This is a genomic window from Streptomyces sp. NPDC024698 (assembly GCF_055559015.1).
The window spans coordinates 183,483-199,141 of record NZ_JBVHLK010000005.1; the positions used below are offsets into that span (position 1 = coordinate 183,483).

Genomic DNA, 15,659 nt, shown 5'->3' on the forward strand with positions numbered 1-15,659 from the left:
GCCGGCGTAGAGGGCGGCACGGACGGCGAAGGCCCGCGCGCGGGGGACCGGCCGGGGTCAGTCCTCCGGCGGGTGCTCCTCGCCGTTCTTCGGAGCGTGGTGGGGGTGGTGGGTGTTCTTGGCGTGGGTGCGCAGGCGGGAGGTGACGTCCTCCGGGGGCAGGAAGCGCGACCAGCGTTCGGGGAACTCGGAGGGCATGTCGGGGTCGTCGGGATCGGCGTCGTACGAGCGGTGCGCGGCGACGCGGGCCACGTACTCGGCGGCCTGGGCCTCGCGCAGCCGTTCGTTGGCGGCACGGGCCGCCGCGGTGGCGGCGGCCGGCCAGACCCGGTCGATGGCGGCGTTGACGGCCGCGCCGACCAGGACGGCGAAGGCGGCGACACCGATCCACAGCAGGACGGCCACGGGCGCGGCGAGGGAGCCGTAGATGGTGGGGCCCTCGATGGTGTTCGTCAGGTAGATGCGCAGCAGGAAGCTGCCGAGGACCCACATGGCGAGGGCGACCAGGGCGCCGGGCACGTCCTCGACCCAGGGTGAGCGGACGGGCACGGACACGTGGTAGAGCGTGGTCAGGAAGGCGACCGACAGGACGATGACGACCGGCCAGTACAGGACCTGCACGAGGGTCGTCGACCACGGCACCACGCTCACCACGGCGTCCGGGCCGGCCACCATCAGCGGGAGCGCGACGGAGCCGATCAGCAGCGCCACGATGAACAGCAGGAACGACATCATCCGGGTCTTGACGATGCCCCGGGTGCCGTCGAGCCCGTACATCACGGTGATGGTGTCGACGAAGACGTTGACCGCGCGCGAGCCGGACCACAGGGCGAACAGGAAGCCCAGGGAGATGATGTCGGGCCGCCCGCCCTTCATCACGTCGTGCAGGATCGGCTCGGCGATCTGGTGGACGCCCTTCTCGGTGAGCACCGTGCGGGAGGCGTTCAGGAGGTTCGACTCCAGGCTGGCGATGGTGTCGGCGCCGGTCCAGGCGTCCACGTATCCGAGCAGCCCGATCATGCTGAGCAGCAGCGGCGGGACGGACAGGAGCGTGAAGAAGGCCGCCTCCGCCGCGAGTCCGAGGATCCGGTACTCCATGCACGAGTTGACGGTGTCCTTGAGCAGCAGCCAGGCGGTCCTGCGCTTGGAAACGTTCCGGTAGAGCGCGCGAGCGCGGTGGAAGCGGCCCGAGCGAGGCCGTTCAGGTGTTTCTTTTGCCTGGTGCACGTCCTTACGGTAGCGGTATGGCAGCCAGCACCCACACCGTGACCAACCAGGCTCCGCCCCTGGTCGGATATGACGTATTCGCCGCCGACCGGGCCCTCGTCGAGGCGGTCGACCGGCATCTCGATCCAGAGCTTCTCCAGGAGGCGCGTGAGGAACTGTCGTCGCTCGGCCGGACGACGGGGTCCGCCCAGGTCCAGGAATGGGGTGCGCTGGCCAACGAGAACCCGCCGAAGCTGCGCACCCACGACCGCTACGGCAACCGGGTCGACGAGGTCGACTTCCACCCGGCCTGGCACCGCCTGCTCGGCAAGGGCGTGTCGGCGGGGCTGACATCGGCGTGGACCCGGCCCGGCGGGCATCTCAGGCGCGCGGCGGGCTTCGTGATCTGGACGCAGGCCGAGGCGGGCAACGGCTGCCCGCTGTCGATGACCCACGCGGCGGTGCCCGCGCTGCGCACCGACCCGGCGCTCGCCGCCGAGTGGGTGCCGCGTCTGACGTCGGCCGTCTACGACCAGGAGCTGCGCCCCGCCTCCCAGAAGGCCGGCGCGCTCTTCGGTATGGGCATGACGGAGAAGCAGGGCGGCAGCGACGTCCGCGCCAACTCGACGGAGGCGAGGCCGCTCGCCGAGGACGGGACGTACGCGCTGACCGGGCACAAGTGGTTCTGCTCGGCACCGATGTCGGACGGTTTCCTCGTGCTGGCGCAGGCCCCGGGCGGGCTGACCTGCTTCCTGGTGCCGCGGGTCCTTGAGGACGGCACCCGGAACGTCTTCCGGATCCAGCGGCTCAAGGACAAGCTCGGCAACAGGTCCAACGCGTCGAGCGAGGTCGAGTTCGACGGGACCTGGGCGCGCCGGGTGGGCGACGAGGGACGCGGGGTGCGCACCATCATCGAGATGGTCGCGGCGACCCGTCTCGACTGTGTGCTCGGTTCGGCCTCGCTGATGCGGCAGGCGGTCGCGCAGGCGATCCATCACTCCACGTACCGCGAGGCGTTCGGCGGCCGTCTCATCGACAAGCCGCTGATGCGCAACGTCCTGGCCGATCTGGCGCTGGAGTCGGAGGCGGCGACGACGTTGGCGATGCGGCTCGCGGCGGCGTACGACGACGGGAGCGAGCAGGAGCGGGCGTTCCTGCGGCTCGCGGTGCCCGCCGCCAAGTTCTGGGTGACCAAGCGGTGTACGCCGGTCGCGGTGGAGGCACTGGAGTGTCTGGGCGGCAACGGCTACGTCGAGGAGTCGGGCATGCCTCGACTGCTGCGGGAGTCTCCGCTCAACTCCATCTGGGAGGGCGCCGGCAACGTGCAGGCACTGGACGTCCTGCGCGCCCTCCAGCGGGAGCCCGGGGCCCTGGACGCGTATCTGCGGGAGGTGGGCCAGGCGCGCGGCGCCGATCACCGGCTGGACGGGGCCATCAAGAACCTGCTGACCGAACTCGCCGACCTGGACGGGATCGAGGCGCGTGCCCGCCGGCTGGTCGAGCGGATCGCGCTGGTGCTCCAGGGATCGCTGCTCGTGCGGTACGCGCCGCCGGAGGTGGCCGACGCGTTCTGCGCCTCACGCCTGGGCGGCGACTGGGGCACGGGGTTCGGCACGCTGCCGCACAGTCTGGATCTGGCCACGGTGGTGGAGCGGGCCCGGCCGGTGGTCTGAGGAGGCGCTGACGCGGGGGTGGTGCTGCGCCGACACGGCACCACCCCCGCCGCTCGCCCCCGTTCAGGAGCTCGGACACCGCACGGGCGGCGTCGCTGTCAGTTTCGAGGAACCTTGTGACCGTTGGCGAGAGTTGCAGACCGTTGCATTCCTTTGTGCACCTTGTGCGAAGCTCCGGCGGACGGCCCCGAGAGCAGGCACGATGTGGGAAGACGGCTGTGCCGCGACCCGTACGAGGTCCTTGTTTCGGGAGTGCTCTGTGAAGACCACATCGTTCGACCCAGCCCGTGTCGCACCGTCCGACGCGTCCGGGAAGGCCGGCCATCTCAAGGAGACCTGGACCGCGTCGGCCGAGGGCGGGCGGGGCGCGTTCGCCCCGCGTCCGCTGATCGGCCGGTCCTGGCAGAGAGCGAAACGTTTCGGCATCAAACCCGAACAGGGAACGGACAGCATCCTGCTCCAGCCGGACGAACTCGAACACCGGCGGACGTCCACGGCACTCGCCGATGTGATGCCGACCCTGCACGGCGGCCTCGGGACGGTCGCCGACGCCTCGCTCCAGATCATGGTGGTCACCGACGCCGAGGGCCGGGTCCTGTGGCGCTCGGGGAACCCGGGGGTACTGCGCCGGGCCGACGCCATCTGCCTGGAGGAAGGCGCCGCCTGGGGCGAGGAGGCCACGGGCACCAACGCCATCGGAACCGCCCTGTCCGCGGACCTCCCCCTCCAGGTGCACTCCGCCGAGCACTTCGTGCGCGCCCTGCACGACTGGACGTGCGCGGCCGCGCCCGTGCACGACCCGCGCGACGGACGGTTGCTCGGGATCATCGACGTGAGCGGGCCGGGCAGTACCTTCCATCCCGCCACCCTGGCCCTGGTCGACACGGTGTCCAGACTGGCCGAAAGCGAACTGCGGGCCGCGCATCTGACGGCCATCGAGCGGCTGCGCGCGGTGGCCGCGCCCCTGCTGTGCCGCCTGGACGGTCCGGCCCTCGTGGTGGACTCCCACGGCTGGCTCGCCGCGGTCACCGGGATGCCGCCCGTGGACCGGGTCCCGCTGCCCGACTCCTTCCGCGCGGGCCGCAGCTGGCTGCCCTCCCTCGGTACGTGTGTCGCCGAGCCGATGCCCGGCGGCTGGCTGCTGCGCGTCACCGGCGCCGACGACCTCGGGAGCGCCGGCCGGGTCGTCCTCGACCTCGGCGAACCCCGGCGCCCGCACATCACCGTCTCGGGCACGGCGGGCAGCTGGGCCCAGGACCTGAGCCCGCGGCACGCCGAGCTGCTCTACGTCCTCGCCGTGCACCGGCAGGGGCGCAGCGCGGCCCAGCTCGCGGTCGACCTCTTCGGCGACCCGACCCGCACGGTCACGGTCCGCGCCGAACTGTCCCGCGTACGCCGCCGGCTCATCGGGCTGCTCGACCACCGGCCGTACCGCTTCCGCGAGGAGGTGGAGGTCGAGGTGCTGTTGCCCCACGACCCCCGGGACCTGCTGCCGCACTCGACCGCGCCCGCGGTGCTCGGCGCCCGCACACCGGCCGAACCGGGAACACCCTGAGGAGGAGTCCTGAGGAGGGGTCCTGGGGAGGCGTCCTGAAGCGGGGCGGAGACGGGGACGGGGAGCGGGGCCGGGGTGGCGAGGGTGGCGAGCGGGGCCGGGGTGGCGAGGGTGGCGAGCAAGGCCAGCGGGGCGACGGTGACGAGCAAGGCCAGCGGGGCGAGGGCGGCGAGTGGGGCGAGGGTGACGGCGTGAGCGTATTTCGTGGGCGTCTTCCGCCGTCTTTGTCCTGGCCGGGGGGTCACTGCCGTAGCATCCACTCCACGGGCCACCCCACCCGTCTCTCCGTCAACGCCCTCGGCGGGGGAGGCAGTTGGCCTATCCGGGAGGACGCATGAAGCAGCGCGGCAGGCACCGTCGCCGAAGAAGGGGTCAGGCGCTGCGCGCCGGCCTGGCCGGAACCGCGCTCGCGCTCACCGCGGCCGCCACGCTGATCAGCACCTCACAGGCCACCGGCGCCAACAGCCCGGGCGACCTCACCGCGCTGCGCGCCGGAACCTCCTCGCAGCTGCGCCTCCACGAGAACCTGACCTCCCGGGAGACGCTCGACACGCTCAGCGGGAACATGGGCGGCAACGTGGGCGTCGACGGGGTCCTCGGCGACACCGACCACGCGATGCGCAACACCGCCGACTGCACGACGGACGAGCGGACCGCGCTGCCCGTAGAGCCGACGGCCACCCGCGCGTACTGCTGGGACGACGTCGACGCCGGGACCGCGCGGTGGCGGCCGCGTTCGGTGACCACCTCCGGTGACGCCGAGTACAACGGCGCGTGGGGCACACACCAGGTGATCCTGGCCGGCTGGACCCACCGCGACGGACAGGCGGCCGCGCCGGACCGGGACGAGGGACTGGCCCGGATCGCGTTCGTCGACGCCACGGACCCGGACACCCTGCGCTACCGCTGGGTCCTGCTCGTCGTCCCGCGCGCCGGCGGCAGGGACTTCACGGCGGTCCGCACCGGCCTCGGCGGCATGGTCTGGTACCGGGACAAGCTGATCGTCACCGCGGACCACGGCGACGGCCTGCTCGTCTTCGACCTGCACCGGCTGCTGCGGACCGACGTGGACGGTCCCGCCGTGGGCCGGGTCGGCCACGGCTACTCGGCGGCCGGCTACCGGTACGTGCTCCCCGCCATCGGCTCGTACGACCCGGAGGGCGGCTCGTGCACCCGCGGACGTGACCACGCGGTCCCCTGTATCGGCTCGCTCTCCCTCGACCGTACGACGGCTCCCGACAGCCTGGTCGCGACGGAGGCCCCGGGCGACCGCCCGGAGCGCACCCGTATCTGGCGGTACGCGTTCAGTACCGCCGCGTACCGCACCGGGCTGCTCGCCGACGCCCAGGGGCATGTGGACGCGGCCGAGGCCTACACGACCAAGGGGTCCGGGATCTCCGGCGCCCTCTCGCACCGGTCCGCCGGGGCCCACGAGGCCCAGTGGTACATCGGACGGCCGTCCGACAGACGTGAGGGGCACGGCTCTCTGTGGCGCCAGAGCGGACACGGTGCCGGGGCGGCCACCTGCACCGCGGACCAGTCGCACGCCTGCTGGGGCCTCGGTACCGGGTCGCTGTCGTACTGGCAGCGGACCGGCGAGCTGTGGAGTCTCAGCGACAGGGCGGACCGCAGGGTGCTCTACGCGGTGCCGCTGTCGTCGGTCGACGGCTCGCTCGGTTAGCGGGGCGGCGGGGTCGGGCGGGCGCCTTTGGAGAGGCGGCCGCCCCCGTGATTCCCTGGCCGTCATGAGCGACATCAGTGTGACCACCTGGTCCCTGGAGCAGACGGCCCCGGCCGACCTGCTCCCCGCGAGCGTGCCCGAGGGGGATCTGCGGATCGTCCGCGCCGAGATCCCCTCCCCCGAGTTCAGCCGCTTCCTGTACGCCTCGGTCGGCGGCGACATCCTCTGGACGGACCGGCTCGGCTGGACGTACGCGCAGTGGCAGGCGGTCCTCGGCAAGCCGGGCACGGAGACCTGGGTCGCCTACGACCGGGGCACCCCGGCGGGCTACATCGAACTCGACGCCCAGGACGACGGGGTCGTGGAGATCGCCTACTTCGGGCTCGTCCCCGCGTTCCGCGGGCGCCGGATCGGGGGGCACCTCCTGTCGTACGGCGTCGCGCGCGCCTGGGACCTGGCCGACCGTTGGCCGGGGCGGGCCGGGACGAAGCGGGTCTGGCTGCACACGTGCAGCAAGGACGGCGAGCATGCCATGGACAACTATCTGCGGCGCGGCTTCCGGCTCTTCGACACCAAGGTCGAGGAGGAGGCGGAGGCCCTCACCCCGGGTCCCTGGCCGGGCGCGTACACCGTCTGACCCGCTTTGCACCGCCGTGTCCACGACTCGCGGCCCTCCTGACGGCACCGCGGGAGGGCCGGTCATGTGACCGGCACCACCCCATCTCAGGATTCGGGACCAGTGTGTCCACATGATGGATGACGGTGGACTGCCCCGAGATCCCCGTGACACGCTTCCGTCATGTCTGGAACTGGAATTGCCTTGGTGAGTCGGCGGCACGTCGACCTCGGCCGCATGTCCAGCGCCATCTGTCCGGCGAGCTGATCAGCCCAGCACCGCCGATCCTCTTCTTTTTGCGACCCTTGCGCAGTGCTGCGCCCATTCTTCCGTATGCACCCGTATGCGCAGGTCAGAGCCGCAGATCAGACCTGCCCCGCAGTCTCGAAGGACGTAACAGCCATGGCCGCCACCCCGCAGGATCCCGTTGTCGCGCCCCGCCGCAAGGTGAGCCGTCACCGCGGTGAGGGCCAGTGGGCCGTAGGTCACTTCACCCCGCTCAACGGCAACGAGCAGTTCAAGAAGGACGACGACGGTCTCAATGTGCGGACACGCATTGAGACGATCTACTCGAAGCGGGGATTCGACTCGATCGACCCCAACGACCTGCGCGGCCGGATGCGCTGGTGGGGTCTCTACACCCAGCGCAAGCCCGGGATCGACGGCGGCAAGACCGCGATCCTGGAGCCTGAGGAGCTGGACGACAAGTTCTTCATGCTGCGGGTGCGCATCGACGGTGGCCGGCTGACCACCGAGCAGCTGCGGGTCATCGGCGAGATCTCGCAGGAGTTCGCGCGCGGCACCGCCGACCTCACCGACCGCCAGAACGTCCAGTACCACTGGATCCGCATCGAGGACGTCCCGGAGATCTGGGAGCGCCTGGAGGCCGTCGGTCTGTCCACCACCGAGGCCTGCGGCGACACCCCCCGTGTCATCCTCGGCTCACCGGTCGCCGGCATCGCCGAGGACGAGATCATCGACGGCACCCCGGCCGTCGAGGAGATCCAGCGCCGGATCATCGGCAACAAGGACTTCTCCAACCTGCCCCGCAAGTTCAAGTCCGCGATCTCCGGCTCGCCCCTGCTCGACGTGGCGCACGAGATCAACGACATCGCCTTCGTCGGTGTGAACCACCCGGAGCACGGCCCCGGCTTCGACCTGTGGGTCGGCGGTGGTCTGTCGACCAACCCGAAGATCGGGCAGCGCCTCGGCGCCTGGGTCCCGCTCGACGAGGTCGCGGACGTCTACGAGGGTGTCATCTCGATCTTCCGTGACTACGGCTACCGGCGGCTGCGCAACCGCGCCCGGCTGAAGTTCCTGCTCGCCGACTGGGGCGTGGAGAAGTTCCGCCAGGTCCTGGAGGACGAGTACCTGAAGCGCCCCCTGGTCGACGGCCCCGCCCCCGACCAGCCCGTCGCCCGCTGGCGCGACCACGTCGGAGTGCACCGGCAGCAGGACGGCCGCTACTACGTCGGCTTCGCCCCGCGCGTCGGCCGCATCGACGGCGCCACCCTGACGAAGATCGCCGAGCTGGCCGAGGCGCACGGCTCGGGCCGGGTGCGCACCACCGCCGAGCAGAAGATGATCGTCCTCGACATCGAGCAGGAGCAGGTCGACTCGCTGGTCGAGGGCCTGGAGGCGCTGGACCTCACCGCCCGGCCGTCCTCGTTCCGGCGCGGCACGATGGCCTGCACCGGCATCGAGTACTGCAAGCTCGCGATCGTCGAGACCAAGGCGCGCGGCGCCTCCCTGATCGACGAACTCGAGCGCCGCATCCCCGAGTTCGACGAGCCCATCACCATCAACATCAACGGCTGCCCCAACGCCTGCGCCCGTATCCAGGTCGCGGACATCGGCCTCAAGGGCCAGTTGGTCCTGAACGACGCGGGCGAGCAGGTCGAGGGATTCCAGGTGCACCTGGGCGGCGCGCTCGGCCTGGAGGCCGGGTTCGGCCGCAAGGTCCGCGGCCTGAAGGTCACTTCGGACGAACTGCCCGACTACATCGAGCGTGTCCTCAAGCGCTTCCAGGCGGAGCGCGAGACGGACGAGCGCTTCGCTCTCTGGGCGGCGCGTGCCTCCGAGGAGGCCCTGTCGTGAGCGAGCGCGCGGCACCTTTCTACTGCCCGTACTGCGGAGACGAGGACCTGCGGCCCAGCGAGGAGGGCCACGGGGCGTGGGAATGCGCGGCGTGCAACCGAGCCTTCCAGCTGAAGTTCCTGGGGCTGCTGTCCCGGGGCGTCCAGCGGGAAGAGCGTGGAGGGGCGGAGATATGACGGTCGTTCAGCACGAGCGCGCGGACGGCGACTTGAAGGTCCTGGCCGAGCGGGCCGGACGCGACCTGGAGGACGCCTCCGCGCTGGAGATCCTGCGCTGGGCCGCGGACACCTTCGGCGCGAGGTTCTGCGTGACCTCCTCCATGGAGGACGCGGTGGTCGCTCATCTCGCCTCGCGCGCCCGGCCCGGTGTGGACGTGGTCTTCCTCGACACCGGCTACCACTTCCCGGAGACGATCGGCACGCGGGACGCGGTCGAGGCCGTGATGGACGTCAACGTCATCACCCTGACCCCGCGTCGCAGCGTCGCCGAGCAGGACGCCGAGCACGGGCCGCGGCTCCACGACCGCGACCCGGACCTGTGCTGCAAGCTCCGCAAGGTCCAGCCGCTGGAAGAGGGCCTGACCGACTATCAGGCCTGGGCGACCGGCCTGCGCCGCGACGAGTCCCCCACCCGGGCGAACACCCCGGTCGTCGGCTGGGACGAGAAGCGCCGCAAGGTCAAGGTCTCCCCGATCGCCCGCTGGACGCAGGACGACGTGGACGCGTACGTCGCCGAACACGGCGTACTGACCAACCCGTTGCTGATGGACGGCTACGCCTCCGTCGGCTGCGCCCCCTGCACCCGCCGGGTGCTGGAGGGCGAGGACGCGCGCGCCGGCCGCTGGGCGGGCAGCGCGAAGACCGAGTGCGGACTGCACGGATGACGACGAACACCGCGCCCGCCGCGGACCCCACGACTTCCCAGGAGCGGCACGTGACGAGCGGAGCCACCGTCTGGCTCACCGGACTGCCTAGCGCCGGCAAGACCACCATCGCCTTCGAACTGGCGGGCCGGCTGCGCGAGCAGGGCCATCGGGTCGAGGTGCTCGACGGCGACGAGATCCGCGAGTTCATCTCGGCGGGCCTCGGCTTCAGCCGCGAGGACCGGCACACCAATGTGCAGCGCATCGGCTTCCTCGCCGAACTGCTCGCCCGCAACGGCGTCAAGACCCTCGTCCCGGTCATCGCGCCCTACGCCGACAGCCGCGAGGCGGTGCGCGGGCGCCACGAGGAGAACGGCACGACGTATCTGGAGGTGCACGTCGCGACCCCGGTCGAGGTCTGCTCCGTACGCGATGTGAAGGGTCTGTACGCCAAGCAGGCGGCGGGCGAACTGAAGGGGCTCACCGGGGTCGACGACCCCTACGAGGCGCCGGAGTCGCCCGACCTGCGCATCGAGTCGCACACCCAGACCGTGCAGGAGTCCGCCGCCGCGCTGCACGCGCTGCTCACCGAGAAGGGTCTCGCATGACGACCGTCGCCAGCGTCTCCGAGGGGACCGAGAGCAGCCCGTACGCGCTGTCGCACCTGGACGCCCTGGAGTCCGAGGCCGTCCACATCTTCCGTGAGGTGGCGGGTGAGTTCGAGCGGCCGGTGATCCTCTTCTCCGGTGGCAAGGACTCCATCGTCATGCTGCACCTGGCGCTGAAGGCGTTCGCGCCGGCCGCGGTGCCCTTCACGCTGCTGCACGTGGACACCGGGCACAACTTCCCCGAGGTCCTCGAATACCGCGACCGGACCGTGGAGCGCCACGGGCTGCGGCTACATGTGGCCTCGGTGCAGGACTACATCGACCGCGGTGTGCTGCGCGAGCGTGCCGACGGAACCCGCAATCCGCTCCAGACGCTGCCGCTGACCGAGAAGATCCAGGCCGAGCGCTTCGACGCCGTGTTCGGCGGCGGACGCCGTGACGAGGAGAAGGCGCGGGCCAAGGAGCGGGTGTTCTCGCTGCGCGACGAGTTCTCGCAGTGGGACCCGCGCCGTCAGCGGCCCGAGCTGTGGAACCTGTACAACGGCCGGCACGCGCCCGGCGAGCACGTCCGGGTGTTCCCGCTGTCCAACTGGACCGAGCTCGACGTGTGGCAGTACATCGCCCGTGAGGGCATCGAACTGCCCGAGATCTACTTCGCGCACGAGCGTGAGGTCTTCCAGCGGTCGAACATGTGGCTGACCGCCGGGGAGTGGGGCGGCCCGAAGGACAGCGAGAACGTCGAGAAGCGGCTCGTCCGCTACCGCACGGTGGGTGACATGTCCTGCACCGGTGCCGTCGACTCGGAGGCGACCACGCTGGACGCCGTCATCAACGAGATCGCCGCCTCCCGGCTCACCGAGCGCGGCGCGACCCGCGCCGACGACAAGATGTCCGAGGCCGCGATGGAAGACCGCAAGCGCGAGGGGTACTTCTAGACATGACCAGCACCACCGAACCCACCGAGCCCCTGTCGGTCGAACAGCTGTCGGCGACCACCCTGCTGCGTTTCGCGACCGCGGGCTCCGTCGACGACGGCAAGTCCACGCTCGTCGGACGCCTGCTGCACGACTCGAAGTCGATCCTGACCGACCAGCTGGAGGCCGTCGAGCACGCCTCCCGCAACCGCGGCCAGGACACCCCCGACCTCGCGCTGCTCACCGACGGTCTGCGGGCCGAGCGCGAGCAGGGCATCACCATCGACGTCGCCTACCGCTACTTCGCCACCGCGCGCCGCCGGTTCATCCTCGCCGACACCCCCGGCCATGTGCAGTACACGCGCAACATGGTCACCGGCGCCTCGACCGCCGACCTCGCCGTCGTGCTCGTCGACGCCCGCAACGGCGTCATCGAGCAGACCCGCCGGCACGCCGCCGTCGCCGCGCTGCTGCGCGTCCCGCACGTGGTGCTCGCCGTCAACAAGATGGACCTCGTCGCGTACGAGGAGACCGTCTTCGCCGCGATCGCCGAGGAGTTCACGGCGTACGCCTCCGAACTGGGCGTCCCCGAGATCACCGCGATCCCGATCTCCGCGCTGGCCGGCGACAACGTGGTGGAGCCGTCCGCGAACATGGACTGGTACGGCGGCCCGACCGTCCTCGAACACCTGGAGACCGTGCCGGTCAGCCACGACCTGGCGCACTGCCACGCGCGGCTGCCCGTGCAGTACGTGATCCGCCCGCAGACCGCCGAGCACCCGGACTACCGCGGCTACGCCGGCCAGATCGCCGCCGGTTCGCTGCGCGTCGGCCAGGAGATCACCGTGCTGCCCTCGGGGCGCACCTCGACGATCTCCGGCATCGACCTGCTGGGTGAGCCGGTCGACGTCGCCTGGACCCCGCAGTCGGTGACCGTCCTGCTGAAGGACGACATCGACATCTCCCGCGGCGATCTGCTGGTGCCGACCAAGGACGCCCCGCCGACCACGCAGGACGTCGAGGCGACCGTCTGCCACGTGGCCGACGAGGCGCTCACCGTCGGCCACCGGGTGCTGCTCAAGCACGGCACCCGGACCGTCAAGGCGATCGTCAAGGACATCCCCTCCCGCCTGACCCTCGACGACCTCTCGCTGCACCCGCACCCGGGCCGGCTGGTCGCCAACGACATCGGCCGCGTCAAGATCCGCACCGCGGAGCCGCTGCCGCTCGACGCGTACGCCGACTCCCGCCGCACCGGCGCCTTCATCCTGATCGACCCGGCCGACGGCACCACGCTGACCGCGGGCATGGTCGGCGAGTCCTTCGCCGCGCCGCAGCCGGTCAAGGACGAGTCCGACGACGACGGTTGGGACTTCTGACATGAATCCCATCGACATCTACTCCACGTTCGCGAAGGAGGGCGGCCGCGTCGGCAGCGGCGCCCTCGGCAGCGGGCAGGGCGGAGTCGCGCGATGTGCGCGATGACGTACGCGCACTGCCTGCGCGCCCCGTCCCCCCACCCGACGTCCCGGATGCGACGAAGACCTGCCGACCTTCCCGGCCACGATTGAAGACGTGACCGCCGGGCCACCGAGAGGAACACCTCCCGTGCCTGCCATCCGCTCCACGCGTTCCAAGCTGCTGACCCGCGGCGTAGCCCTCGCCACCGCTCTCCCCCTGCTGACGCTCGCCGCTTGCAGCTACGGCTCCGACGCGAAGGACGACAACGCCGCGGCCAAGGTCGCCACCGGGGCGAAGAAGATCGACGGAGTCGACTCCGTGAAGATCGGCTACTTCGGCAACCTGACGCACGCCACCGCACTGGTCGGCAACCAGAAGGGCTTCTTCCAGAAGGAGCTCGGCGCCACCCAGGCGAAGTACCAGATCTTCAACGCCGGGCCCTCCGAGATCGAGGCGCTCAACTCGGGCTCCATCGACATCGGCTGGATCGGCCCGTCGCCGTCCATCAACGGTTTCACGAAGTCCGAGGGCAAGAGCCTGCGGATCATCGGCGGTTCGGCCTCGGGCGGCGTCAAGCTCGTGGTGAACCCCAAGAAGATCAAGTCCCTGAAGGACGTCAAGGGCAAGAAGATCGCGACCCCCCAGCTGGGCAACACGCAGGACATCGCGTTCCTCAACTGGGCCGCGGAGCAGGGCTGGAAGGTCGACGCGCAGAGCGGCAAGGGTGACGTGTCGGTGGTCCGCACCGACAACAAGATCACCCCGGACGCCTACAAGTCCGGTTCCATCGACGGCGCCTGGGTGCCGGAGCCGACCGCGTCCAAGCTGGTCGCCGAGGGCGGCAAGGTGCTGCTCGACGAGTCGAACCTGTGGCCCGACAAGAAGTTCGTGATCACGAACATCATCGTGTCGCAGAAGTTCCTCAAGGAGCACCCGAAGGTCGTCGAGGCGGTCCTGAAGGGCTCCGTAGAGACGAACAAGTGGATCAACGCCAACCCGGACGACGCCAAGGCCGCCGCGAACAAGCAGCTGGAGGCCGACTCGGGCAAGGCACTGCCGGCGAACGTCCTCGACCCGGCGTGGAAGTCCATCCAGATCACCAACGACCCGCTGGCCTCCACGCTGAGCACCGAGGCGGACCACGCGGTGAAGGCCGGTCTCCTGGACAAGCCGAACCTGACCGGCATCTACGACCTGACGCTCCTGAACAAGGTCCTGACCGCCGCGGGTGAGAGCAAGGTCGACGACGCCGGTCTCGGCGTCAAGTAAGCCCGGATCCCGATGAGTTCCCAGGAGGTGACGACCATGGCAACGACGCTCGCCAAGGCCGCCGACGGCGCCGACACGACCGAGTACGCCGCCCGCATCGAGCACGTCTCGAAGTCCTTCGCCGGACCCGCGGGGCCCCAGCTCGTCCTCGACGACATCACCCTCGATGTCGCGCCGGGCGAGTTCGTCACCCTCCTGGGGGCCTCGGGGTGCGGCAAGTCCACACTGCTGAACCTGGTCGCGGGTCTCGACCAGCCCTCGGCCGGCACCATATCGACCAACGGGCGCCCCGCCCTGATGTTCCAGGAGCACGCCCTCTTCCCGTGGCTGACCGCGGGCAAGAACATCGAACTCGCCCTGCGGCTCAGGGGAGTCGCCAAGCCCGGACGACGCGAGCGGGCCGAGGAGCTGCTCGAACTCGTCCGGCTGAAGGGCGCTTACGGCAAGCGGGTGCACGAGCTGTCCGGCGGTATGCGCCAGCGCGTGGCGATGGCCAGGGCGCTCGCCCAGGACAGCCAGATCCTGCTGATGGACGAGCCGTTCGCGGCGCTGGACGCCATCACCAGGGACGTGCTGCACGACGAACTGACCCGGATCTGGCGCGAGACGGGAGTGTCCGTCCTCTTCGTCACGCACAACGTCCGCGAGGCCGTCAGGCTCGCCCAGCGCGTGGTCCTGCTGTCCTCCCGCCCGGGGCGCGTCGCCCGCGAGTGGAGGGTGGACATCCCGCAGCCGCGCCGTATCGAGGACGCTCCCGTGGCGGAGCTGTCCATCGAGATCACCGAAGAACTGCGTGGGGAGATCCGCCGTCATGGCCAGCACTGAGACGAAGTCCGACGCGGACGTCAGGGACACCGGGCTCGGCGGGCTGGAGGCGGGCCTCGACGCGCTGGAGTCCTCCGTCGCCGGCCGGCGCTCCTTCGGGACGACGTTCCGGGAGAAGGTGCTGCCGCCGCTGGTCGCGTTCGTGATCGTCCTGGCCGCCTGGCAGGCACTGATCACCTTCAAGATCGTCGACGACCCGACCAAGCTGCCCTCGCCGTCCGACGTGTGGGGCGAGGTCAAGAACGCCTGGCTCGAAGGCACCCTGCTCGACTACATCTGGACGAGCGTCTCGCGCGGTCTGCTCGGCTTCCTGTTCGCCCTGGTGATCGGGACCCCGCTGGGTCTGCTGGTGGCCCGGGTGAAGTTCGTGCGCGCCGCGATCGGCCCGATCCTGTCGGGCCTCCAGTCCCTGCCGTCGGTGGCGTGGGTGCCGCCGGCGGTGATCTGGCTCGGCCTGAACAACTCCATGATGTACGCGGTGATCCTGCTCGGCGCGGTCCCCTCGATCGCCAACGGGCTGGTGTCGGGCGTGGACCAGGTGCCGCCGCTGTTCCTGCGGGCGGGCCGCACGATGGGCGCGACGGGGCTGCGCGGGACCTGGCACATCGTGATGCCGGCCGCGCTGCCGGGCTATCTGGCCGGTCTGAAGCAGGGCTGGGCGTTCTCCTGGCGCTCCCTGATGGCCGCGGAGATCATCGCCTCCTCCCCCGACCTCGGGGTGGGCCTCGGCCAGCTGCTGGAGAACGGCCGCAACGCCAGCTCCATGCCGATGGTCTTCCTGGCCATCTTCCTCATCCTGTTCGTCGGTATCGCCATCGACCTGATCGTCTTCAGTCCGGTGGAGCGGTGGGTGCTGCGCAGCCGCGGACTCCTGGTGAAGGGCTGACCCCGT

The 15,659-nt window shown here is 70.7% G+C and carries 15 protein-coding genes; 14 read left to right on the top strand and 1 reads right to left on the bottom strand.

The features are described 5' to 3' along the window. Window positions 1-57: 57 nt before the first annotated feature. On the bottom strand, window positions 58-1,227 hold the full coding sequence (locus ACZ4AA_RS14245) for a YihY/virulence factor BrkB family protein (RefSeq protein ID WP_467600792.1): 1,170 nt from the start codon (window positions 1,225-1,227) through the stop codon (window positions 58-60). A 17-nt stretch (window positions 1,228-1,244) separates the two neighbouring features. Here ACZ4AA_RS14245 and ACZ4AA_RS14250 point away from each other — a divergent pair, with 17 nt between their 5' ends. From ACZ4AA_RS14250 to ACZ4AA_RS14315, 14 genes are all read left to right on the top strand, one after another. Beyond that, a complete protein-coding gene (locus ACZ4AA_RS14250) occupies window positions 1,245-2,879 on the top strand; it encodes an acyl-CoA dehydrogenase family protein (protein ID WP_467600795.1) in 1,635 nt (544 codons plus the stop codon). 259 nt (window positions 2,880-3,138) lie between these two features. Next, window positions 3,139-4,434, top strand: a complete 1,296-nt coding sequence (locus tag ACZ4AA_RS14255; RefSeq protein ID WP_467600798.1) for a GAF domain-containing protein — start codon at window positions 3,139-3,141, stop codon at window positions 4,432-4,434. Window positions 4,435-4,768: 334 nt separating this feature from the next. Further along, window positions 4,769-6,115: a hypothetical protein gene (locus ACZ4AA_RS14260; protein ID WP_467600801.1), complete on the top strand. Its 1,347-nt coding sequence runs from the start codon at window positions 4,769-4,771 to the stop codon at window positions 6,113-6,115. A gap of 64 nt (window positions 6,116-6,179) precedes the next feature. Beyond that, window positions 6,180-6,752, top strand: coding sequence for a GNAT family N-acetyltransferase (locus ACZ4AA_RS14265; protein ID WP_467600804.1), 573 nt, complete (start codon window positions 6,180-6,182; stop codon window positions 6,750-6,752). A 162-nt stretch (window positions 6,753-6,914) separates the two neighbouring features. Then, a complete protein-coding gene (locus ACZ4AA_RS14270; protein ID WP_309486338.1) occupies window positions 6,915-6,998 on the top strand; it encodes a putative leader peptide in 84 nt (27 codons plus the stop codon). A 135-nt stretch (window positions 6,999-7,133) separates the two neighbouring features. Next, window positions 7,134-8,828, top strand: coding sequence for a nitrite/sulfite reductase (locus tag ACZ4AA_RS14275; RefSeq protein ID WP_467600806.1), 1,695 nt, complete (start codon window positions 7,134-7,136; stop codon window positions 8,826-8,828). After that, entirely contained in the window at window positions 8,825-9,004 is a 180-nt protein-coding gene (locus ACZ4AA_RS14280; protein ID WP_261704338.1) for a hypothetical protein, read from the top strand. Before ACZ4AA_RS14275 ends, ACZ4AA_RS14280 begins: the two co-directional genes overlap by 4 nt. Further along, entirely contained in the window at window positions 9,001-9,711 is a 711-nt protein-coding gene (locus ACZ4AA_RS14285) for a phosphoadenylyl-sulfate reductase (RefSeq protein WP_467600809.1), read from the top strand. Before ACZ4AA_RS14280 ends, ACZ4AA_RS14285 begins: the two co-directional genes overlap by 4 nt. Beyond that, window positions 9,708-10,298, top strand: a complete 591-nt coding sequence (gene cysC, locus ACZ4AA_RS14290; RefSeq protein WP_467600812.1) for an adenylyl-sulfate kinase — start codon at window positions 9,708-9,710, stop codon at window positions 10,296-10,298. The genes ACZ4AA_RS14285 and cysC overlap by 4 nt, the downstream gene beginning before the upstream one ends. Then, the gene (cysD, locus tag ACZ4AA_RS14295; protein WP_467600815.1) at window positions 10,295-11,233 is read left to right on the top strand and encodes a sulfate adenylyltransferase subunit CysD; all 939 of its coding nucleotides are present in this window, start codon (window positions 10,295-10,297) and stop codon (window positions 11,231-11,233) included. The genes cysC and cysD overlap by 4 nt, the downstream gene beginning before the upstream one ends. A gap of 2 nt (window positions 11,234-11,235) precedes the next feature. After that, on the top strand, window positions 11,236-12,591 hold the full coding sequence (locus ACZ4AA_RS14300; RefSeq protein WP_467600818.1) for a sulfate adenylyltransferase subunit 1: 1,356 nt from the start codon (window positions 11,236-11,238) through the stop codon (window positions 12,589-12,591). A gap of 229 nt (window positions 12,592-12,820) precedes the next feature. Continuing rightward, window positions 12,821-13,942 carry an aliphatic sulfonate ABC transporter substrate-binding protein gene (locus ACZ4AA_RS14305; protein ID WP_467600821.1) on the top strand — a complete coding sequence of 374 codons (1,122 nt, stop codon included), beginning with the start codon at window positions 12,821-12,823 and terminating at the stop codon, window positions 13,940-13,942. Window positions 13,943-13,978: 36 nt separating this feature from the next. Continuing rightward, complete coding sequence (locus tag ACZ4AA_RS14310) at window positions 13,979-14,767, top strand: ABC transporter ATP-binding protein (RefSeq protein WP_467600824.1); 789 nt, start codon at window positions 13,979-13,981, stop codon at window positions 14,765-14,767. Further along, window positions 14,754-15,653 carry an ABC transporter permease gene (locus ACZ4AA_RS14315; protein WP_467600827.1) on the top strand — a complete coding sequence of 300 codons (900 nt, stop codon included), beginning with the start codon at window positions 14,754-14,756 and terminating at the stop codon, window positions 15,651-15,653. The genes ACZ4AA_RS14310 and ACZ4AA_RS14315 overlap by 14 nt, the downstream gene beginning before the upstream one ends. The last annotated feature ends 6 nt before the right edge of the window (window positions 15,654-15,659 follow it).